Origin of the sequence: Actinomycetospora lemnae (assembly GCF_028737315.1) — a bacterium.
Taxonomy (GTDB): Bacteria; Actinomycetota; Actinomycetes; order Mycobacteriales; family Pseudonocardiaceae; genus Actinomycetospora; species Actinomycetospora lemnae.
In genome coordinates this window covers 228,494-249,088 of record NZ_JAQZAO010000005.1, presented here as the reverse complement: position 1 = coordinate 249,088, position 20,595 = coordinate 228,494, and the positions used below count along the sequence as shown (strand labels likewise).

The 20,595-nt window shown below is 76.2% G+C and carries 21 protein-coding genes and 1 pseudogene; 7 read left to right on the top strand and 15 right to left on the bottom strand.

Annotated features, from left to right (window positions below; genetic code table 11):
* Positions 1–11 precede the first annotated feature (11 nt).
* Positions 12–386 carry a hypothetical protein gene (locus PGB27_RS13355; RefSeq protein WP_274200846.1) on the bottom strand — a complete coding sequence of 125 codons (375 nt, stop codon included), beginning with the start codon at positions 384–386 and terminating at the stop codon, positions 12–14.
* A gap of 280 nt (positions 387–666) precedes the next feature.
* Here PGB27_RS13355 and PGB27_RS13350 point away from each other — a divergent pair, with 280 nt between their 5' ends.
* From PGB27_RS13350 to PGB27_RS13340, 3 genes are read left to right on the top strand one after another with little or no spacing between them, the layout of a single operon-like run.
* Positions 667–1,863, top strand: a complete 1,197-nt coding sequence (locus tag PGB27_RS13350; protein WP_274200845.1) for a serine/threonine protein kinase — start codon at positions 667–669, stop codon at positions 1,861–1,863.
* Between the two features lie 5 nt (positions 1,864–1,868).
* Entirely contained in the window at positions 1,869–3,095 is a 1,227-nt protein-coding gene (locus tag PGB27_RS13345) for a PP2C family protein-serine/threonine phosphatase (protein ID WP_274200844.1), read from the top strand.
* The gene (locus tag PGB27_RS13340; protein ID WP_274200843.1) at positions 3,092–3,541 is read left to right on the top strand and encodes an FHA domain-containing protein; all 450 of its coding nucleotides are present in this window, start codon (positions 3,092–3,094) and stop codon (positions 3,539–3,541) included. Before PGB27_RS13345 ends, PGB27_RS13340 begins: the two co-directional genes overlap by 4 nt.
* 15 nt (positions 3,542–3,556) lie before the next feature.
* On the opposite strand, the gene PGB27_RS13335 is transcribed toward PGB27_RS13340, so the two are convergent.
* The 4 genes from PGB27_RS13335 to PGB27_RS13320 all read right to left on the bottom strand — a co-directional run bounded on the left by PGB27_RS13335 (position 3,557) and on the right by PGB27_RS13320 (position 6,559).
* Positions 3,557–4,006, bottom strand: coding sequence for a GtrA family protein (locus PGB27_RS13335; protein WP_274200842.1), 450 nt, complete (start codon positions 4,004–4,006; stop codon positions 3,557–3,559).
* 2 nt (positions 4,007–4,008) lie between these two features.
* Entirely contained in the window at positions 4,009–5,055 is a 1,047-nt protein-coding gene (locus PGB27_RS13330) for a decaprenyl-phosphate phosphoribosyltransferase (RefSeq protein WP_274200841.1), read from the bottom strand.
* Entirely contained in the window at positions 5,052–5,621 is a 570-nt protein-coding gene (locus tag PGB27_RS13325; protein WP_274200840.1) for a phosphatase PAP2 family protein, read from the bottom strand. The genes PGB27_RS13330 and PGB27_RS13325 overlap by 4 nt, the downstream gene beginning before the upstream one ends.
* A 125-nt stretch (positions 5,622–5,746) precedes the next feature.
* Positions 5,747–6,559 carry an HAD family hydrolase gene (locus PGB27_RS13320; RefSeq protein WP_274200839.1) on the bottom strand — a complete coding sequence of 271 codons (813 nt, stop codon included), beginning with the start codon at positions 6,557–6,559 and terminating at the stop codon, positions 5,747–5,749.
* Positions 6,560–6,611: 52 nt separating this feature from the next.
* Here PGB27_RS13320 and PGB27_RS13315 point away from each other — a divergent pair, with 52 nt between their 5' ends.
* The gene (locus PGB27_RS13315) at positions 6,612–7,238 is read left to right on the top strand and encodes an endonuclease (RefSeq protein WP_274200838.1); all 627 of its coding nucleotides are present in this window, start codon (positions 6,612–6,614) and stop codon (positions 7,236–7,238) included.
* Here PGB27_RS13315 and PGB27_RS13310 read toward each other — a convergent pair.
* From PGB27_RS13310 to PGB27_RS13295, 4 genes are all read right to left on the bottom strand, one after another.
* Positions 7,235–10,351: an arabinosyltransferase domain-containing protein gene (locus tag PGB27_RS13310; protein ID WP_274200837.1), complete on the bottom strand. Its 3,117-nt coding sequence runs from the start codon at positions 10,349–10,351 to the stop codon at positions 7,235–7,237. The two genes, PGB27_RS13315 and PGB27_RS13310, sit on opposite strands and share 4 nt — an antisense overlap.
* Before the next feature lie 124 nt (positions 10,352–10,475).
* Complete coding sequence (locus tag PGB27_RS13305) at positions 10,476–10,913, bottom strand: DUF350 domain-containing protein (RefSeq protein WP_274200836.1); 438 nt, start codon at positions 10,911–10,913, stop codon at positions 10,476–10,478.
* A gap of 88 nt (positions 10,914–11,001) precedes the next feature.
* On the bottom strand, positions 11,002–12,162 hold the full coding sequence (locus PGB27_RS13300) for a glutathionylspermidine synthase family protein (RefSeq protein WP_274200835.1): 1,161 nt from the start codon (positions 12,160–12,162) through the stop codon (positions 11,002–11,004).
* A gap of 27 nt (positions 12,163–12,189) precedes the next feature.
* Positions 12,190–13,107 carry a hypothetical protein gene (locus tag PGB27_RS13295; protein ID WP_274200834.1) on the bottom strand — a complete coding sequence of 306 codons (918 nt, stop codon included), beginning with the start codon at positions 13,105–13,107 and terminating at the stop codon, positions 12,190–12,192.
* Positions 13,108–13,225: 118 nt separating this feature from the next.
* Here PGB27_RS13295 and PGB27_RS13290 point away from each other — a divergent pair, with 118 nt between their 5' ends.
* Both PGB27_RS13290 and PGB27_RS13285 read left to right on the top strand, forming a co-directional pair.
* Positions 13,226–14,482: a septum formation family protein gene (locus PGB27_RS13290; RefSeq protein WP_274200833.1), complete on the top strand. Its 1,257-nt coding sequence runs from the start codon at positions 13,226–13,228 to the stop codon at positions 14,480–14,482.
* A gap of 10 nt (positions 14,483–14,492) precedes the next feature.
* Complete coding sequence (locus PGB27_RS13285; protein WP_274200832.1) at positions 14,493–14,837, top strand: metallopeptidase family protein; 345 nt, start codon at positions 14,493–14,495, stop codon at positions 14,835–14,837.
* A 67-nt stretch (positions 14,838–14,904) separates the two neighbouring features.
* On the opposite strand, the gene PGB27_RS13280 is transcribed toward PGB27_RS13285, so the two are convergent.
* The 3 genes and pseudogenes from PGB27_RS13280 to PGB27_RS13270 all read right to left on the bottom strand — a co-directional run bounded on the left by PGB27_RS13280 (position 14,905) and on the right by PGB27_RS13270 (position 17,586).
* The gene (locus PGB27_RS13280) at positions 14,905–15,564 is read right to left on the bottom strand and encodes a histidine phosphatase family protein (RefSeq protein WP_274200831.1); all 660 of its coding nucleotides are present in this window, start codon (positions 15,562–15,564) and stop codon (positions 14,905–14,907) included.
* Positions 15,561–16,529: pseudogene (pheA, locus tag PGB27_RS13275) on the bottom strand (prephenate dehydratase); the annotation flags it as partial. The pseudogene pheA and the gene PGB27_RS13280, both read right to left, overlap by 4 nt.
* Positions 16,530–16,683: 154 nt before the next feature.
* Complete coding sequence (locus PGB27_RS13270; protein WP_274200830.1) at positions 16,684–17,586, bottom strand: hypothetical protein; 903 nt, start codon at positions 17,584–17,586, stop codon at positions 16,684–16,686.
* Positions 17,587–17,745: 159 nt separating this feature from the next.
* Between PGB27_RS13270 and PGB27_RS13265 the strand changes: the two genes are divergently transcribed.
* Positions 17,746–18,585 (top strand): DUF2470 domain-containing protein, encoded by an 840-nt coding sequence (locus PGB27_RS13265; protein WP_274200829.1) that lies wholly within the window; start codon positions 17,746–17,748, stop codon positions 18,583–18,585.
* On the opposite strand, the gene PGB27_RS13260 is transcribed toward PGB27_RS13265, so the two are convergent.
* Genes PGB27_RS13260 through PGB27_RS13250 form a run of 3 tightly spaced genes read right to left on the bottom strand, consistent with a single transcriptional unit; the run spans position 18,557 to position 20,592 of the window.
* Positions 18,557–18,898 (bottom strand): DUF3817 domain-containing protein, encoded by a 342-nt coding sequence (locus PGB27_RS13260; protein WP_274200828.1) that lies wholly within the window; start codon positions 18,896–18,898, stop codon positions 18,557–18,559. The two genes, PGB27_RS13265 and PGB27_RS13260, sit on opposite strands and share 29 nt — an antisense overlap.
* Entirely contained in the window at positions 18,895–19,386 is a 492-nt protein-coding gene (locus tag PGB27_RS13255; protein ID WP_274200827.1) for a hypothetical protein, read from the bottom strand. The genes PGB27_RS13260 and PGB27_RS13255 overlap by 4 nt, the downstream gene beginning before the upstream one ends.
* Positions 19,387–19,401: 15 nt before the next feature.
* Positions 19,402–20,592, bottom strand: a complete 1,191-nt coding sequence (locus PGB27_RS13250) for an FAD-dependent monooxygenase (protein WP_274200826.1) — start codon at positions 20,590–20,592, stop codon at positions 19,402–19,404.
* Positions 20,593–20,595 lie beyond the last annotated feature (3 nt).

Below are 20,595 nucleotides of genomic sequence, written 5' to 3'. Positions count from 1 at the left end.
TCACCATCGCGTCACGCCAGCCGGTCGTTCTTCGCCGAGGCCTCCTCGTAGGCGCGCTCCGTCGCCCGCTGGGCGTCCGCGTAGCCCTTCTGCACGGCCTGGGAGCCGTCGGAGTGCGCGTCGCGCACCGCCTGCTCGGCGTCGCGCGCGGCCTGCGCCAGCGCCCGCTCGGCCTCCGCGGCCGCGTCGGCGACCGACGAGCCGGAATCACGCTCGCCCGGCGTGGCGGCGGGCGAACCCGTGCCCGGGGCGGGCATGCTCATCCCGTCGGTGAGGGCGTCGCCCAGGGGGCTCTCCGGACCGTCGGGACGGCGGTGCTGGGCGGACCGGTCCCCGGTCGGGTCGTCGGTTGCGACGGGACGGTCGACGTCGTCGGCTGCGCTCACGGCACGACCTCCGGACTCTCGGCACGGGTGGCCGCGCGCCGGACCCCGCAGGGCGCGGCACCAACCCCCCGATCGGCTTCGGTGCCGCGACAGCATGGCAGGCGACGACCCGTTCGGCCTCGGCACCCTCCCCGCGGACGCCGTCGTGCCGCCGCGATCCGGAGGTCCCTGAGCTGAGCGGACGTCCCTCGCCACCCGGACGGAGGAACCTCCCTGCGGGCGGCGGGTGATCACGCCCGACGGCGGAGCGCGGCGCCCCGTCCGGCGATGACACGATGGCGTGGAGACCGCGCACGACGGCTGCGGGCGGCGCAGCGGGCAGGACGGACGGAGCATGGGCGGACCCGGTCCGGGGACCACCGGTCCCCCGGTCCCCGAGCAGGCGCGCTTCTGCGCGCGCTGCGACGGGCCCGTGGGCCGGGGCCGTGGCGGGCGCCCGGGTCCGGAGCGCGGCACGTGCCCGTGGTGCGGCGCGGCGTACGACGTCCGGCCGGACCTCGCCGTCGACGCGCTGGTGGCCGGACGTACCGGTGAGCGCTACCGGGTGCGCGCCCCGCTCGCCCGCGGCGCGCGCGGCTGGTCGTACACGGCGACGCGGACCTCCGACGGGGCGCTCGTCGTGCTCGGGCGGCTCGAGGGTCCCGACGGCCCGGCCGCCGGTGCGCTGGCGGTGGAGGAGACCGAGGTCCTGCTGGCCCTCGACGTGCCGGGCCTCGTGCACGCCCGCGACGTGGTGCGCGCCGACGGTCGCGACGGGCCCGTGCGCCTGCTCGTGCTCGACCACGTGCCCGGCGAGCCGCTGTCCGCCCACCGACCTTGCCCACCGGCCGAGGCCCTCGACGCCGTGCTGGGCGCGGTGGCCCCCGTCGCCGCGCTGCACCGGCACGGCCTGCTCCACGCCGACCTCAACCCGAGCAACCTGCTGCGCGGGCCCGGCGGGATCACGGTGCTCGACCTGGGCAGCGTGCGTCGCGTCGAGGACCGCCACAGCGACGTCTGGGCCACCACCGGCTTCGTCGCACCCGAGATCCATCCCGGCGGCCCCGGGCCGTCGGTGGCCTCCGAGGTCTTCGCGCTGGGGCGCACGGTCGCGGTGCTCGTCGCCGAGTTCGACCACCTGCGCAACCACGCCCTGCGCCTGCCCGACCCGGCCGCGGTCCCCGTGCTGCGCGACGACCCCGACCTCGTGGCCCTGCTCGTCCGCGCCACCGACGCCGACCCCGCCCGCCGCCACCGCAGCGTGGAGGCGTTCGCGGAGGAGGCCCGCCGGGTCCGGGCGCGGTACGAGGGATCCCGGGCCGGACCGGGGAGCGGACACGACATCGACCGCTACACCGCCCGACCGGGCGACTGCGGCGTGGGGGTCGGCGTCGGCGCCGGGGCGGACCCGGAGGATGGACCCACCCGAGGTGGCGGGGGCCGTCCGGTCGGCGCCGCCCGCGACCCCCGTGACGCCCGAGGAGCAGCGATCCCGTGATGGAGATGGCCGGGACCTCCCCGCTGCCCGGCGAGCACGGGCCCCGCAGGAGCGCCGGGGACGCGGGAGCGACCGGGACCGGTGGCGGACCCCTGGTCGAGCGCACCGACCTGCGCGCCGAGCTCGCCGAGGGCACCCCGCCGCCGTGCCCGCAGTGCGGCGAGGAGGAGCCGCCGGCGTCCGACGGCTCGTGCCCGACGTGCGGGGCGCACCGCCCGGCCCTGCGCGACCACGTAGAGCTGGTCCTCGGCGACGCCGCGGCGATCACCGACCGGGGCCTGCGCCGCCGCCGCAACGAGGACGCCGTCGAGCTCGGCCGCCGGGTCGAGGGCGGCGTCGAGACGTGGGTGGCCGTCGTCTGCGACGGCGTCGCGTCGGCCCGGCGCGGCGACGAGGCCTCGCTCGCGGCCGTCGGCGCCGCGGTGGGTGCCGCGCTCGAGACCGCGGCCGCGCCCGCCACCCCGCCCACCGGCTTCCCGGCGATCTCGGCGAGCGACACCGGCCCCATCCCCGTCGAGCCCGCGGAGGCGCCCGCCGGCCGGGCCGGCACGGGGGTGAGCGGCGAGCTCGACGCGCTCGCGACCGCCGCCTCGGCCGCCGCCGCCACCGCCGCGGCGGACCTCGGGCGCGGCGGCGGCGACGCGCCCGCCTGCACCTACGTCGGCGCGGTCGTGCGCGGCGGGGACGCGGTCGTGTCGTGGATCGGCGACAGCCGCGCCTACTGGCTCGCCGCCGACGGGTCCTCCCGCGTGCTGAGCACCGACGACTCGTGGGCCGAGGAGATCGCCAACGCCGGGATCATGTCGCGCGAGGAGGCGGCCCGCGACCGCCGGGCGCACGTCCTGACCCGCTGGCTCGGGCGCGACGCCCCGAGCGGCCCCGCCCACGCCCGCCGCGTGCGCCTCGGGACGCCGGGCCTGCTGCTGCTGTGCAGCGACGGGCTGTGGAACCACCTGCCCGACCCCGACGTCCTCGCCCGTCTCGCCGCCCCGGCGCTCGAGGGCCCGCCGCCGGCCGAGGAGGGCGTCCCGGACCACCCGGCGCTCGCCGCCGCGGCCGCCCTGCTCGCCGCGGCGCTCGACGACGGCGGGTCCGACAACGCGACGCTCGCGCTCGTGCCGGTCGTGCCGCCCGCCGACGCCGACCGTCCCTCGGTCACCGTCGACGCGCGCGGCCCCGACGAGCGCACCGGTCCCATCCCGCTCGACGGGCCGGGGGTGGTCGACCGGTGAGCGACACCCCCGACGTCGGCCCGGCCGTCGGCACCTGGGTCGTCACCGTCTGGGCCGACCGCGACCACCACGAGCTCGTGCGCGCCCGGCGCCGCGCCGACGACACCGACGAGCTCCCCGGCGAGTTCCCGGGCGACCTGCCGCCCCGCGAGATCCGGCTGACCGGGGACGAGGTGCGCATCGGACGCGCCGGCGACCGGTCCGGCTCGGACGCGCCGGAGATCGACCTCACCGGGCCCCCGCGCGATCCCGGCGTCTCGAAGCTGCACGCCGTGCTCCTCGCCCTGCCGCCCGACCGGTGGGTCGTCATCGACGCGGGGTCGACGAACGGCACGACCCTGAACTACGGCGAGGAGCCGCTGACCCCGGACACCCCGGTGGCGCTGCGCCCCGGCGACCGCATCCACGTCGGCGCCTGGACCACGCTGACCGTCGACCGGCGCTGAAACCCACCGACCGCGTCAGCGCCCGCCCAGCGGGATCGGGCCGGTCGGGGCGTCCGGCGCGAGCACCGGCGGCGTGGGGCCGTCCGGCGCGCGCGTGATGACGAACCGTGCCGCCAGGAAGCTCACCGGCACCGCCAGCGCCGCGGCCAGCAGCGGGGCGAGGCGCTCGCCCACCCCGAGGTGCACGAGCGCGACCACGCCGACCGTCGTCGCGACGATGTTGACCGCCTGCGACGCCGGGTAGAGCAGCAGCCGCGTCCACGTCGGGCGGACCCGGAACGTGAAGCGGCAGTTGAGCAGGAACGACACGACCATCGCCACGCCCAGCCCGACGACGTGCGCGACGAGGTAGCCCGCGTGCCGGTGCGCGAGCAGGTAGACGCCGTAGTAGGTGGCGGCGTTGGCCACCCCCACGAGGCCGTAGCGCACGAGCCCGCCGAGGAGCCCGCGCGCCCGCGGGGTCACGGTCAGGCCATCGCCGTGTAGACCGCGAGCCCGATCAGCACGACCCAGACGAGGCCGAGCACCTGCAGCACCCGGTCACCGAGCACGATCTCCTCGGGCTCACCGCCGTTGCCGCCGTCGACGTCGACCGCGTAGCGCAGCACCGCCACCACGAACGGGACGATGGACACGATCGCCCAGGTCGAGGGCGCGGACGGCAGGCGCCCGGGCATCGCCGTCACACCGATGCCGAACGCCCACAGCCCGTAGGCCATGATCACGACGGTGGCCGAGAGCGACCAGACGAAGCGCAGGTAGGACGCCGAGTAGCGCTCCAGCGACTTGCGGATCTTGGCGCCGGTGCGCTCGGACAGACGCATCTCGGCGTAGCGCTTGCCCGACGCCATGAACAGCGAGCCGAACGCCATCGTCAGCAGGAACCACGGCGACAGGTAGAGCCCGGCGGCGGCACCACCGGCGATCGCACGCATGAGGAAGCCCGACGACACGATGCAGATGTCGATGACGGGCTCGTGCTTGAGCCACAGGCAGTACGCCAGCTGCACGGCGATGTAGATGCCGGTGACCAGGGCGAGGTCCGGGTCCGCGACGAGGCTGATGGCGATCGCCCCGGCGAACAGCACGATGCCGGTGACCACCGCCAGCGTCGGCGGCACGATGCCCGCCGCGATGGGCCGGTGGCGCTTCTTCGGGTGCGCGCGGTCGGCCTCGACGTCCTTGGTGTCGTTGACGAGGTAGACACCGGACGCCGCCAGCGAGAACGCGATGAACGCCAGCGCGACGTCGGGCAGGACCGTGAGGTCGAGCAGCCGGCCCGCGGCGAACGGCGCGGCGAGCACGAGGACGTTCTTCACCCACTGCCGCGGGCGCATCGCCTTGAGCAGGCCCAGCGGCACGGCCACCGGCCGCGGGCGGGCGGCGGTGGCGTCGGCGGGGCGGGCCTTGTCCTCGGCGACCTGGTCCGAGACGGCCTCGGCGGTGCGCTCGGCCCCGGGATCGCTCGGGCTCTCCTGCTCGCGCGCGGAGCTGGGCGGCGTGAGGGGGGTCATGCGGTCCTCCAGCGGCCGACCGAGCCCTGTCGCACGAGCCGGCGCGCGCCGAAGGCGAACGCCGCGCCGAGCACCGAGCCCGCCAGCACGTCGGTCGGGTAGTGGACGCCCAGCACCAGGCGTGAGAGCGCCATGCCGGGGACGACGAGGGACGCCGCGCCCGCACCCGCTCCGCCGGCGAGGCCGGCGTAGAGCAGGGCGGCGGCGGTGGTGGACGAGGCGTGCGACGACGGGAAGCTCAGGCGGCTCGGCGTGCCGACGTGCACGGCCACCCGCGGGTCGTGGGGCCGGCGGCGGCGCACCACGCGCTTGACGGCGATCGAGGCCCCGTGCGCGGCGACGACACCGGCGACCGCCGTGGCCCACTGGCGACGGCGCGGGGCGTCGAGCGCGGCACCGACGGCCCCCAGCGCGATCCACCCGGCGGCGTGCTCCCCGAACAGGGACATCGCGCGGGCGGCGCCGACCACGGGCGGGGTGGCGAGACGCTGCTGCACGGCCCGCAGGACGGCGACCTCCCCCCGGACCGGCCCGACGGTGACGCCGGCCTCGGCTCGATCGAGCACGTCGTGGTCCTCCCGGTGCAGGCGTGCGGACGTCCGGCCTCGACACGGATGCTACGCGGGCCTTGACAAGTGACCCCGCAGTGGTCCAGTCGCCACGCCGGGCGGTGGCTCCCCGTCGACGGGCGTCAGAACCACCTCTCCAGGACAGACGCCACACCGTCGTCGAGGTTGCTCGCGGTGACCTCGTCCGCGACGTGGAGCACATCCGGGTGAGCGTTCGCGACGGCGACACCGTGGCCGGCCCACCGGAGCATGGCGAGGTCGTTGGGCATGTCACCGAACGCGACGACCTCCCCGGCGCCGACACCGTGGTGCGCCGCGGCCCACGCGAGCCCCGTCGCCTTGGTCACCCCGCGGACCGCGCACTCGAGTAGCCCGCCGCCCGCCGAGTACGTGACGTCGACGAGGTGCCCGACCGCGCGCCGTGCCGCCTGCGCCATGTCCTCGCTGGTCCGCGTGGGGTGGCGCGCGAGCACCTTGACCACCGGCTCGGCCAGCAGGTCGCCCGACGCCACGTGGCGGTGGTCGGGGTGCGGCCACGCGTGGACGTACGCCGCCTCGGAGACGAACTGGTCCTCGCGGCGGTCGAACGCGCCGGTGCCGACCCGCTCCACGGCCAGCCCGCAGCCCGGGACCGCCGCCCGCAGGCCCTCGGCCACGACGGCCAGGGTGTCGACGTCGAGCGTCTCGGCGGCCACGACCCGGTCGGTCGCGGTGTCGTAGAGCACCGCGCCGTTCGCGGCCACCGTCAGCGCGTGCACCCCGAGCGCCTCGCACACCCGCGGGACCCACCGCGGCGGGCGCCCGGTCGCGAGGACGAGCGGCACGCCGCCCTCGACCATGCGCGCGACGACGGCCCGGGTGCGCGGCGAGGGCTCCTCCGCACCGCCGAGGAGCGTCCCGTCGACGTCGGTCGCGACCATCCGCGGTCTCTGCACGCCACCGAGACTATGTCCTGACTACGACCTGCCGGCCCGGGTATCCGCCCCGGTGAGCACCATCGACTCGCTGCTCGACGAGGCCGGGCGGACGTTCGCCGACGAGGCCGGCATCACGCTGCGCGACGAGCCCGCGCCGCTCTACCGCCTGCTCGTGCTGAGCGTGCTGCTCTCCCGCCGCGTGCAGGCGAAGCTCGGGACGCGGGCCTGCCGCGAGCTCGTCGACGCCGGCTACGGCACGCCGGAGCGCGTGCGCGACGCCTCGTGGGAGGACGTCGTCGCCACGCTGGGGCGCGCGAAGTACACCGGCACCGAGCAGACCACCACCGCGCTGCAGGAGGGCGCGCAGCGCGTCCTCGACGAGTGGGGCGGCGACCTGCGTCGGATGCGCAGGGCCGCCGACGGCGACGTCGCGACCCTGCGCGAGCACCTCACGGCGTTCCCGCGCCTCGGCCCGGTCGGCGCCGACATCTTCGTGCGCGAGGTCCAGGCCGTCTGGCCGGAGTACCGCCCGCACCTCGACGAGAAGGCCCTCGCCGGCGCCGAGAGGCTCGGCCTGCCGACCGACGCCGCGGAACTGGCGGAGCAGGTGGAGGGCGACGACCTCGCCCGCCTCGCCGCCGCCCTCGTGCGCGCCGACCGCGACGACGAGGTGCGCGAGCACGTCGCGGGGAGCTAGCCGACCGCGCCCTGGTACGGCACGTCGACGTACTCCTCGCGCGCCAGGGTCGGGCCGCGCTCCCAGCCCGGCTTCGAGCGCTCCGTGGTCGTGACGCCGTAGCGGCCGGTCGGCAGGTCGCGGACGACGAGGTCGACCCGGCCCCAGGGCTTGGCGGGCTGCGAGCCCGGCGCCACGGCCGTCGCGAGCCGCACGTACGTGACGCCGACGGTGTCGAAGCGCCACACGCCGCCGCGCAGGCGGTTGTCCTGGAGCCCGTAGTACGCGGAGGTCAGGTCCTCGTCGGCGTGGATGCGGATGGTCGACGGCGGGGCGATGCCGTCGTGGACCGCGACCTGGTCGACGCACGGCCACAGCACCGTCGACATCTGGTCGACCAGCACCGGCTGCCCTGCGAGCAGCGGGGCGATCGGCTCCGGGCGCGCCAGGAAGGGCTGGGCGACGGCGAGGCGGTCGGAGCCGCGCTCGCCGGTCGAGTCCACGACCACCCGCACGAAGGTCGGGTCGCCGGGCGCGTCGACCAGCGACACCGGCCGCTGCTGCCAGGTGCGCTCGTCGGCCTGGGGGAGGTAGTCGATGCCGGTGCGCCCGAGCACCCGCGGGGCGGCGGCGGGGCCGTCGGCGAACTCCACCGACACCCGCTCGTCGGGCGGGCCGTCCTCGAGCAGCGGCACCACGACGTCCGTGGCGCCGGAGTCCGCCGGTACGGGGTACCAGCCGGTGACCAGCGTCCCGCGGCCGCTGGAGTCGTCGGTGACGTCGTGCCACACCCGCCCGAGCCCCGGGACGGGTTCGGGGACGGGCGCGACGGTGTCGTCGACCATGTCGCCGGTGGTCACCGCCGGGTTCACGGGCGGCCCGAGCGCGGCCGGGGTCGGGCGCAGGACGCTGACGTTGTCCTCGAGCCCGCAGCCCTGCCGCACGACGTCCTTGGCGTTGCCGAGCGCCACCGTCCACCCCGGGTACTGCCGCAGCGGCGCGAGCACCATGACCGCGATCAGCCCGATCACCACGCTCCCGCACGCGACGGCGAGCAGCGCGCGGTCGGGCTCCGGGCGGGGCAGCCAGCGGTCCGGCCAGCGGCGCAGCGACCAGCGCGCCCACACCGCGGCGAGCACGGCGACGCCGACCCACACGAGCGGGTTGCGCAGGAAGATCGGCCCGAAGTGCGGGGCGAGCAGGTTCTGGCTCAGGGGCGTCGGGTAGGGGTCGGCGTGGTCGCCGAAGAACTGGCCACGGTCGGTGTAGGGCCGCCACAGGTTCCAGCCCGCGTAGCTCACCGACGTGGCGAGCACGAGCACCGCGACCCCGCCGACCGTGGCGAGCGCCCGGTCGTGGCGCGGCATCGGACCGCGCAGCAGCGCGAGCGCGACGAGCACGGTGCCCGACGCGGCGATCACCGGGAAGTGCAGCACCCACTTCGTCGGGCTGGCGGCGACGAGCACGAAGGCGCACGCGGTGGTGGCCGCGGAGTGCAGCAGCACGCGGCGCAGGGCGTCGTCCTCCGGCCCGCGCAGCCCGCTGCCCGCCGCGACCAGCAGCGTCAGCCCCAGCGTGATGATGATCGGCGCCCGCGCGGCCCACGGCGTCCGGCCCGGCCCGAGCAGGGTCTGGTAGTGGACGAGCTCGTCGTACCAGGGGACGGTGTCGTAGTAGTACGCGTGCACCGCCGACGCCTCGACGACGTCGCCCAGCGACGCGTCGGCGAACGCCACCGGCACCGCGACCGACGACGCGGCGGCCAGCACGAGCAGCAGCGTGACCTGCTGGCGCCGCGGCGCGGCGACCATGTGCGGCCAGGCCCGCGGGATCTCCACGAGCAGCGGGGCCACGGCGACGAGACCGGTCGGTGAGCACGCGAGCGCGAGCGCCGCCGCCACGACCGCGCCGACGTAGAGGAACGGGGTGCCGCGGTCGCGGGCCAGCTCGACGAGCAGCAGCACGACCACCGAGAGCAGCACGATCAGCGGCTCGGGACGCAGCGTCAGCCCGAACGGCAGCCACCAGAGCAGGTGCGCGGTCAGCAGCGCCCACGGCACCCACGCCCGGCGGACGTTGGTGCGCCGCGAGATGAGCACGAAGAACGTGCGGAGGAGCGCCCAGGTCAGCAGGCCGTAGAGCAGCGGCAGGCAGCGCTGCCAGACGATCCCCCAGCCACCGATCGCCCCCCAGGCCTGCATCGCGTACTGCGAGGCCACGAAGGGGTTCTCGGTGACGTTGAACATGTAGACGGCGTTGCCGATGTAGCCCGCCTCGCCGGCGTCGCGCGCCATCAGCGGGTACCAGCTGTCGTCGAAGTTCATCGGCGCGACGAGCACCCAGCCCGCGGAGATCGCGAGCACCAGGCCGTCGGCCCACGACAGGTGGCGACGCAGCCGCCCGGGCCACGTGCGCGGCGCGACCCAGCCCCCCACCCGCCGCCAGCGGCCCTGGCGGTACGCGAGCACCAACAGCACCGTGAGCGCGGCGAGGTGCGCGACGAGCAGGACCGTCTTCAGCACGCCGGGGGTCGAGGCGTACCGGTCGTCGGTGCGCACCGAGACCCCGAGCCCCGCGGCCGCGGGCGTGCCGTCGGTGCTGGTGGTCAGCTGGGCGATGATCGGCGGGAGGACGTCGGCGCAGTCGCCGCACGCGAGCGGCAGGGGCGCGCCGTCCTGCGTGACCCGCAGGCCCGTGGTGTCGGCCTCGATGGCGAGGACGCAGTCGCCCGTCGGGACCGGCCCGGCGGCCACGGTCCGCCCCGACACCGTGAGGCTCGCGTCGGCGCCGGTCGAGGCGAGCACGAGACCGCCGGCCGTCGGGTTGCCGGGCAGGGTGCGCAGCACGTCCCCAACGGCGCGCAGCGCGGCGCAGGGCACGGTCGCGAAGAACCCCAGCGGCCGCGGGGGGTTGAGCGCGAGCTGGGTGGAGACCGGGGCGCCGGGGGCGGCCGCCGGGTCGGGCCACGTGACGGTCGTGTCCTGCGCGGTCACCGGGGCCAGCGGCACCGCGAGGCCCAGCACGATCGTCAGCAGGGCCCAGACGAGCAGCGACCGTCCGCTCAGCCGCGGGGCCCGGTCGGGCTCGTCGTCCTGCGGCGATGCGGGGTGGTCGGCGCGCACCAGCGTCGTCACCGGGCGTCCCGGTGGCGAGCGGTCGGGGAGGCGTCGAGCACGAGTGTGGGCACCACGGGAAAGCGTAGGTCGTGAGGTCCCCGTGGACCGGCTGGGGTGGACGCGTGTCGATCGCGTCGACCCGTCAGATGATGGCGACCGCGACGACCAGCCCGAGCGCGACGTGCATGGCGGCGATGACGAACGAGTCGGCGGTCAGCCGGTCGTCGTGCAGGCAGGCGTCGACGTCGAGCCGCGAGACCGCCTCGAGCCCCCGCACCGCCAGGACCTGGGCGATGATCCCCACCAGGCCGTAGATCGAGGTGTTGAGGATGCCGGCGAGGAAGCCGCCGCCGGAGATGTAGATGGCGGTGATGACGATGAACGCCATCGACACGAGCCCCGCCGCGGCCACGACGACGGCGTTGGGCCGGCCCTCCCGGACCAGGCCCCGCAGGTCGCCCGGTGTCGTCAGGTCGATCGCGAAGTAGCCGACGTACATCAGCACGGCGCCGATCACCGCGTAGGCCGCGATGAGGCCGATGTTCACGCCCACGGTGGGCCAGAAATCGGGAGCGAGCACGTGTGAGGCCCTCCATCCGGACGAACGGGGCGCCAGACTAGGGCACCGCCGATCGGGTCGAGTCCCGGCTCCGCTCCGTCTCGCGGGATCAGTCCGGGATCCGGTGCGGCACGAACGCCGCGCCGTTGTCGGTGATCAGGCCCGTGGTCTCGCGGATGCCCAGGCCCGCGGCGGTGTCGCCGACGATCCAGGCGCCGAGCGCGGGGCGGTAGCCGTCGAACTCCGGCAGCGGGTCGAAGAGCTGGTAGACGTAGCCCTCCTCGCCGTAGACCCCGCCGGTCTCGGTCTCGTAGCCGGGCGCGACGACGGCGATGTTGGCGCCCTCGCGGCCCAGCAGCGGCTTGCGGACGTACTCGGTGAGCATCCCGGGGTCACCGAGCGACGCCGGGAGCAGGTTCGGGTGCCCCGGGTACATCTCCCAGAGCACCGCGAGCAGCGCCTTGTTCGACAGCAGCGTCTTCCACAGCGGCTCGATCCACGCCGTCTCGGGCAGGCTTCGCGTGACGTGCTTGCCGAAGTCGTCGCCCAGCACCCACTCCCAGGGGTAGAGCTTGTCGACGACCGCGATCGGCGACTCCTCGAGGTCGACGAACCGGTCGAGCGCGGAGTCCCAGCCGAGCTGCTCGATCGCGAGGCCCACCGTGTCGAGGCCGGACTCGGCCGCGCACTCCTGCAGGTAGGCGACGGTGACGTGGTCCTCGCCGGTGGGGTCGGCCTGCGACCAGCAGAAGTGCACCTCGTTGCGGGGCAGCTTCGCGGCGATCTCGCCCCAGCGCTCGACGAGCTTCTCGTGCAGCGAGTTCCACTGGTCGTCGTCGGGGTGGACGTCCTTGAGCCAGTACCACTGGCAGATCGACGCCTCGAGCAGCGAGGTGGGGGTGTCGGCGTTGTACTCCATGAGCTTCGCCGGCCCCGCGCCGTCGTAGCGCAGGTCGAAGCGGCCGTAGAGGTGCGGGTCGCCCCGGCGCCACGACGCGGCGACGGCCTCCCAGCTCCACTCGGGCAGCGCGAAGTCGCGGAACCGCTCGGTGGTGACGACGTGGTCGACGGCCTCGAGACACATCGAGTGCAGGAGCTCGACGTCGGCCTCGAGCGAGAGGATCTCGGCCATGTCGAAGACGTAGTGCACCGACTCGTCCCAGTACGGCCGGGCGCCGTTCATGCCCATCGCCGGGGTGCCGAAGACGAGCCCCTGCTCCTCGATCTTCGACTGCCAGTCGGGTCGGGGCCTACCGGTCGCGCGCTGCACGTCGGTGATCCTGCCGTACCGCAGCGGTCAGCTGCCGCTGGAGCTGCTGCCCCCGCTGCTGCTCGAGCCGCCGCTGCGACCGCTCGTGCCGCTCGAGCTGCTGCCGCCGACGCCCAGGCCGCCGCGGCTCACGGTGCCGCTGCTGCCGTTGCTGGTGCCGATCGTGCCGCCGGTGGTCCCGCTGCGGACGGTGGTACCGCTCGGCGGCGGTGCCGTGGAGCCGCCCCGCGCGACCGTCCCCACCGGGGCGTTCGAGCCGTAGTTGTAGTGGTACTGGTTGCCGAAGCCGCCGATGAAGATCGGCACGAAGTGGCCGCCGGAGTCGTAGTAGCCACCCTGCTGCGTGCCCGCGCAGTTCTCGTCGGGGACGACGACGCCCGCCGGGTCGACGCACTGGGCGGTGACCTCGTCGGGCTGGCTCGCCGCGTACACGACGGCGACGAGCGCCACGACGCCGACCGCGACCCCGCCACCGACCAGCACCCGCTTGCGGATCTTCTTCTTGCGCTCCTCCGCCGCGGCCGCCGCGTCGCGCTGCGCCCGCTCGCGGCGCTGGGCCTCCCGGCGGGCGCGCTGCTCGGCGACCGTGGGCTCGCGCGGCGTGGTCGTCGCCGGGTCCTGGTAGCGCACGCGGCCCTGGCGCCGCGTGCTCCCCTCGCCCTGCGCGCCGGTGTCGGCGCCGACGGCCGCGAGCGCACCGCTGCCCGAGCCCCCGGTCGCGGCGGGCACGCCGGAGGGCGGGGTGGCGGCGTCGTCGGCGTCGCGGCCGCCCTCGGGACCGCGGTGGCGCCCGCTCGACGAGCCCGACGAGCCCGACGAGCCCGACACGGCCGACGTGTCGACCTCCTCGGTGGGACGCGCGGCGTCGTCGGAGAGCCCGCTGACGTCGACCTTCTCCGTCCGGCGCTCCGACGGCAGCTCCCGCTCGTCGTCTCGACCCGTCATGGCCCCCTCCGCCCAACCGTCCGTCGGCACCGCCCGGCGCGCGACGGTCACCACCGATCCTGCCCGACACCGGGTCACCCGGCTCGGGGAATCCCGAGGGCGGCATGATGACAGGGCGATGCTGCTGCGGGAACGACAGTCCGGGCCGTCCGGCGAGGGCCGCCCCGACGGTGACGAGCATGGTCCTGGCGGGCGGGGCGTCGATCGCTGGCTCGACCGCGTCCTCGGCGCCGACGACGGCCGCGACCCGCGCCGCCGCGCGATGCGCCGGGGCGTGGTCGGGATCCTGGCGGGTGCGCTGGTCATGCTCGTCGCGGCCACGGCCCTGGCCGTCACCGGGTCGGGGCCCGACGTGCTGGGCCTCGCGAACGGCGGCGGCTCGAGCGCCGGCGGGGCCGCGCCCGCGGCCGACGACGAGGAGGCGCCCCCGCTGACCACCGAGCCCGGTCGCTGCCTGACGTGGAGCCGCGACGACGCCGGTGACGTCGCGGAGGTCGACTGCGCGCAGTCCCACCTGTTCGAGAGCGTCGGCGCGGTGACCGCCGCGCAGCCGCCCGGCGCGCCGTTCCCGGCCGACCCGGCGTGGCAGCAGCTCGTCACCGACCAGTGCACGCCGCAGGCCCGGAACTACCTCCAGGGCCGGCTCGACCCCGCCGGGCGCTACAAGCCGGGCGCGCTCAAGCCCACCCAGGCGGCGTGGGAGGCCGGCGACCGCACGGTGCGCTGCGGGCTGCAGGCGCCCGGGCGCACCGGCGCGCTCTTCGCCTCGACCGGGCGGGTGACCGACGCCGACCAGGCCGTCGTGTTCGACCCGGGCACGTGCCTCGGGCTCGCCGGCAAGGAGGTCGCCGACCCGACCTCATGCGCCGAGGCGCACGCCGCCGAGGTCGCGGGGACGGTCGACCTCGGCACCCAGTTCCGCCAGGGCTTCCCGTCGGTCGACGACCAGGACAACTACCTGCAGCCGACCTGCCAGCGGATCGCCGAGCAGTACGTCGGCTCGGCGCAGAAGCTCACCGACTCCAAGCTCACCGTCTACTGGACCAACCTTGCCGAGGAGTCCTGGACGGCCGGCACCCGCCGGGTGAGCTGCAACCTCGGCTCGCTGCTGCCCGACAGCTCCGGCTTCGCCCCGCTGACGGGCAAGGCCGCCGAGGGCGTGACGATCGGCGGCGAGGCGCCCGCGTCGACGGCCCCAAGCCTGCGCCCCGGCGCTCCGGCGTCGGTCCCGGGCTCGAGCACCGCCCCCGCGCCCGAGGGCGGCACGGCCACCGGCGGCACGGCGGGCGAGGCCGGCGCCGGGCAGGCGAGACAGGAGGGCGGCGCGCCGCTGCCGCTGCCGTCGTCGCTGCCCGTGCCGGGTCTGGGCAACTAGCCTCGCGGCGGTGGAGGTCGGCCCCGAGCGGTTCGAGGAGCTCGTCGCCGACGCCCTCGACGAGCTGCCACCGCCCCTGACCCGCGCGATGGACAACGTCGTCGTGCTCGTCGAGGAGCGCCACCCCGAGGAGCCGGACCTGCTCGGGCTCTACGAGGGCGTCGCGCTGACCGAGCGCTACAGCGACTACGGCGGCTTCCTGCCCGACCGGATCACGCTCTACCGCGCGGCGCTCGCCGATGCGTGCGAGGACGAGGACGAGCTGCGCGAGGAGGTCGCCGTCACCGTCGTGCACGAGGTCGCGCACCACTTCGGCATCGACGAGGAGACCCTGCACCGCCTGGGCTGGGGCTAGTGCCTCCGGCAGGTGAGCAGAAAGAAGTGCTGGAGCACTCCTTTCTGCTCACCTGCGCGAAGCGCACCTAGCCCGTCGGGTCGTCGGTGCTGGCGGGCAGGCCGCCGGGGACGGCGCTGCGCCAGGCCACGAGCTCCCAGCCGCTGCCGCGCGGGCGCAGGACGATCCGCCCGCAGTTGGCGACGTGCTCCTCGTCCAGCGGCGGGGTGCCGACGCGCTCGACGAGCTCCACCGCCGCGAGCCGCAGCGCCGCGCCGTGGCTGACCAGCACGACCGTGCCGCCGTCGGGGTGGCGGTCGCGCAGGTCGGCGACGACGGGCAGGTAGCGGGCGAGCAGGTCGCGGCCGGTCTCGCCGCCGGGGTGGGCGACGTCGAGCTCGCCGGTCTGCCAGCGCTCGACCACCCGGCGGAACTCGGTGATCGAACGCTCGTCGTTGCGGCCCTCGAGCTCGCCGACCTGCACCTCGTGCACGCCGCTGACCTCCACCGGCGTCAGCCCGAGGTGCTCGGCGACCAGGCCCGCGGTCTCCGCCGCCCGCCGCGCCGGCGAGTGGTAGAGGCCGGTCACCGTGCCCTCGGCGCCCTCGGCGAGCTCCCGGCCCAGCGCGCTCGCCTGCGCGCGGCCGAGGTCGGTGAGCGGGGGGCCGGGCAGCACCGTGTCGAGGATCCGGTCGATGTTGGACTGCGTCTGCCCGTGCCGGGCGAGGACGAGCCGCAGGTCGCTCATGCGCCGGTCCCTTCGCGCAGGGAGGCCAGCCAGGACGCCGCCTCGGTGTAGTCCTTCACGGTCTGCCCGGGGCCCGGGTCGGCGAGGCGCGCGTCGGGGGCGTCGTCGCCGGGCACCGTCGCACGCGGGTAGGAGCCGAGGAACCGCACGTCGGTGCAGCGACGTCGCAGCGCCGCCAGCGCCTCCCCCATCGCCGGCTCGGCGACGTGCCCGGTGCCGTCGAGGAAGAACCAGTACTCGCCGCGGCGGTCCTTGAGCGGGCGGGACTCGATGCGGGTGAGGTCCACGCCCCGCACGGCGATCTCGGTGAGCACGGCGAGCAGCGCGCCCGGGCGGTTCACCGTCGTCGCGGCGATCGAGGTCCGGTCGGCGCCGGTGGGCGCGGGCAGCCCGGGCGGGCCGGGCGGGCGGACCAGCACGAACCGCGTCACCGCGTCCCCCGAGTCGTGCACGCCCGACGCGAGCTCGACGAGGCCGTGGTGTGCCGCCGCGACCGGCGCGCACACCGCGGCGTCGACCTCGCCCGCGGCGACCTGCGCGGCAGCCGCGGCCGTCGACGACGTCAGGCGCACCTCGGCCGCGGGCAGGTGCTCGGCGATCCACCGGCGCGTCTGGGCCTCGCCGTGCGGGTGGGAGGCGACGGACGCGACATCGGCGCTCGTGGTGCCGGGGCGCACCAGCACCGAGAACCGGACCGGCAGGAGGATCTCGCGCACGATGACCAGCGGCGGCTCCGCCACCAGCCCGTCCATGGTGGCGGGCACCCCGCCCTCGACCGAGTTCTCCACCGGCACGCACGCCGCGTCCGCGAGCCCGTCCCGCACCGCGTCGAGGGCGGCGGTGGTGCTCGCCAGCGGGTGCAGCGACGGCTCGGGGTCGCCGAGGGCCTCGCCGAGCACGTCGGGGGTCAGGGTGCGCAGCGCCTGCTCGCAGAAGGTGCCGTGCGGGCCGAGGAACGCGACTCGACGATCCGAGCTCCGCTGCGCTGCGTCTCCCGTCCGCCGGGTCGAGCTCCGCTGCGCTGCGTCTCCCGTCCGACGGGTCGAGCTCCGCTGCGCTGCGTCTCCCCCGCGCTGACCGGTCACGTCACCCGAGACTACGGGCCGGGTGCATCGCAGCTCAGAGCAGGCCGAGGCGCGCGAGCTCCGGGCCGGGCTGCGCGACCGCCGTGGAGCCGAACGAGGAGAACAACGAGCGCACCCGCACGGCGGCCTCGGGCCCGACGTCGGCGAGCTCGCCGGCCAGGGCGTCGCCGTCGGTGACGAGCAGGGCCTCGCCGATGCGCTCCTCGACCGGCGCGTCGGTTCCCGGTCCGAGCCCGCGGACGGTGGCGACGAGGAGGTTCAGCCAGCCGTGGTGGGTGAAGCCGGTGGCGGGATCGGTGTGCCGCACGGCCGACCGCAGCCCGATGCTCGCCGTGAACGACCGTCCGGCGGTGACGGCCAGGGCCAGGAAGCCCGCGACGTCGCCGATGCCGGGGAAGGCGCCGGCGCGCCCGCCGCCGCAGCGCAGCTTGGGGCGGCAGCCGTGGTCGACGACCCGGCGCACCCCGTCGAGCCAGTCCGCCGAGCCCTCGGCGTCGGGACGGCGCGGCTCGACGACGGCGACGACGTCGTCGGGGACGAACTCCGTGACCCGCTCGAGCCAGACCGTGTCGACGTCGTGCGGCGCCGGCATCTCGACCGTGCGCGGGTCCAGCAGGGCCGAGCGCGACGAGGTCAGCGACAGGGCCTTGGGCACGCCGCCGAGGCCGGTGTCGACCGACAGGGCCACCGGCACCGGTGCCGACGGGCGGCGCTTGACCAGCACCGACACCAGCTCGGACAGCCGCGAGACGGGGACGACCAGCGAGCCGAGCAGCCCGCCGGCGTCCGCGGCGCGGGCCGCGAAGTGCTCGTCGACGACGGTCGCCATGTCCGGTCGCGGTCCCTCGGCCACGAGCGTCGCGTCGTCGACGATCGCGCGGAGCAGCGGGGGCACACCGTCGACCGGTGCCCCGCCGGCCTGGGGGACGGTGGACACGCCCGGCACGGTAGCGGTCGGCCCGCAGCGGTCCGGGCACCGGCCCGGGCGAAGCGTGGGACATCCACCGTGACCTGAGGACGCGCCCGCGAGAGGGTCTCGCGCCGGTCGCAGAAGTTTGATTAGGCTCCCCTTAGTTCGTCGCACCGAGGGAGTCCGATGGCCAGGAGCCGACCGCCCGCGCCGCCCGTCCCGCCGCCCGCGGAGCGGGCCCGGACACTCGCCGGCCGCGCCCGGCACGCGGCGGTGATCGGGGAGGCCGTCGGGGAGCTCGGGGAGTCCGGGGAGGGCGACGGCGAGCTGCGCGCCACCCCGACGCTGCACCACGTGCCGTCGACGGGCGCGGCGACCCTGCAGTTCCCCGAGGACCACCCGCTGGTGCTGCGGGTGCGCGAGCGCGGCGAGGCCCTGCTGCCGGTGATGCTGGAGCTCGCCGACGTCGCCCCGGTGACGGTGCGGCGCCCGGTGCGCGGCCTGCTCTGGGTCAGCGGGCGGCTGCGGGTGCTGCCGCTGCGGGTCGCGCGCCGCGCCGCGCTGCGCATCGCCGCCGAGCTGCCCGACGAGCGCCTGCTCGACGTCGGCCACGGCGAGACGCTGCTGCGCCTGGAGCCGGCGATGGTCGTGCTCTCCGACGCCGAGGGCACCGAGGCACTCGCCCCGACCGCGATGGCCGCCGCGCCGCCCGACCCCGTCGCGGCCACCGGCGACCCGTGGCTCGCGCACCTCGCCGCCGCCCACGCCGGCACGCTGTCCGCGCTGGTCCCGCGGCTGCCGGTGCACCTGCGCCGCCCCGGGCACCGGCTCGCGCCGCTCGGCGTCGACCGGTTCGGCCTGCGACTGCGCGTCGAGAGCGAGGGTGACGACCACGACGTGCGCCTGCCGTTCGCCGCACCGCTGTCGTGCCCCGGTCAGCTCGGCGAGGCCGTCCGCGCCCTCATCGGCGGCGCGGACGAGGCGCCCGGCCTGCGCGCTACCTCGCGTCGCGCAGCGGGCGCGTGATCTTCCGTTCGGCCACGAACGACACGAAGGGGATCGTCCCGGCCAGCGCCACCAGGACCGCCTTGCCGACCGCCCAGCGGTCGCGGTAGGCGAGGTCCGCGGTGAGCAGCAGGTAGCCCATGTAGAGGAAGCCGTGGATCGGCCCGACGATCGCGACCACGGTGCCGTCCCCGCCCAGGTACTTCAGCGGCATCCCGACCAGGACGAGGACGAGCAGCCCGACGCCGACCACCCACGCGCCGACGCGGTAGCGCCGCAGCGCCGCGACGACCTCCGGGGTGGGCGGTGCGTCGGGGGGACTGCTGGTGGTCACGACGGTCTCTCCTCCGGGGTCTCGCGACGCTCCTCGCCGGCGGCCAGCGCGGCGTACATGGCGTTCCAGCGCGCCCGCTCCGGCGCCGGCGCGTCGCCCGTCCCGGCGTCCATCCCGCCGGGGCGGACCCCCGCCGGCCGCGGCCCGAACGGGGAGTGGGCGGGGGCGGCGCGCACGGGCGTCGGGGCGTCCCGCACCCGGCGCTGCGCCTGTACCTCGTCGAGCGCCCTCGCCTCGGCGCGCAGCATGCGCCACCACAGCGCGGCGAAGAAGAGACCGAACAGCGGCCACTGGAACGCGTAGCCGGCGTTCAGCAGCGACCCGCCGGGGGACTCGGCGCGCACGACCTGCCACCAGGCCATCGCACCGCAGACGAGCACGGCGGCCAGCGCGAACAGCGTCCACCCGATCCACCGGGGGGTCGCGAGCAGGCGCAGCACGCCATCGAGGTTACCGACGTCGGCCGGCAGCCCGCGGAGCTGCCGCATCGATCCGGCGGGTGGTCAGGCCGTCAACCGGTAGTCGGGGAGCTCGACGGCGTCCGCCGGCGGGCTCGCGAGCTTCTCGACCAGCCCGCCGAACACCGACGAGAGCGACCCGGCGAGGCCGAGCACCCGGCGCTGCACCGCCAGGCCCGCCGCCGACCGCGGGTTCATCGCGCGCAGGGCGGCCGGCTTGACGTCCTGGGCCTGGGCGACGAAGGGCCGCATCCGCTGCTCGTAGCGGGCGAGCGCGGTGGTGACGTCGGTGGTGTCCCCCAGCTCGCCGGCCAGGATGTACGCCCCGACCAGCGCCAGCGTCGTCCCGGTGCCGAACGGGCCCGTGGCCCAGGCGGCGTCGCCGAGCACCGCGGTGCGCCCGGTGCTCCAGCGCGGCAGCCGGATCTGGGCGACGGCGTCGAAGTACATCGAGGCGTCGTCCAGCGCCGCCAGCACGCGCGGCGCCTCCCAGCCGACGTCGGCGTAGGTGCGGCGCAGGACGGTCACCTGGGCGTCCCGGTCGAGCTCGCCGAGCCCGCGGACGTCGGCCAGGAACGCGAGCATCGCCCGGGTGGTGCCCCGGTTGTCGGGACGCAGGCTGGTGCTGCGCGAGCCCGGCGCGGAGTGCCAGCGCCACCAGCGGTCGTCGTCGGCGGTGCGCGGGATCGTCAGGTAGGCGATCTGCAGGCCGAGCTCGGTGACCTCGGCGTCGGGGAGCACCAGGTCCCGAGTCCGCGATCGCGTGCCCTCCGCGACGACGACGAGGTCGGCCTCGATCTCCTCGCCCCCGGCGAGCCGGACCGTGACGCCGTCGCCGTGGTCGTCGAGGTCGCGGATCTGCTCGCCGAACCGGTACGCCGTCGTGTCCTGCGTGCGCTCGTGGATGAGGCGCGAGAGCTCGCCGCGCAGGATCTCCATCTCGGCGGTCCCGCCGGCCGTGTCGCCCTGCCCGGCCGGGAACTCGGCCACCGCGGCGCCGTCGTCGTCGACGAACCGCAGGCCGACCTCGCCCGTCCCGGCGGCCAGGGCGGCGTCCTCGAGACCCATCCGGCGCAGGACCTCGCGCCCGGCGCCACGGACGTCGATGTTCTGGCCCTCGTCGCGCAGGCGCGGCGCCCGCTCCACGACCGTCGTGCGCCAGCCCCGAGCGGCGAGCTGGTGGGCGAGCGCGGGGCCGGCGATGCTGGCCCCGGAGATCAGGGCGTGGCGCGTCACGGG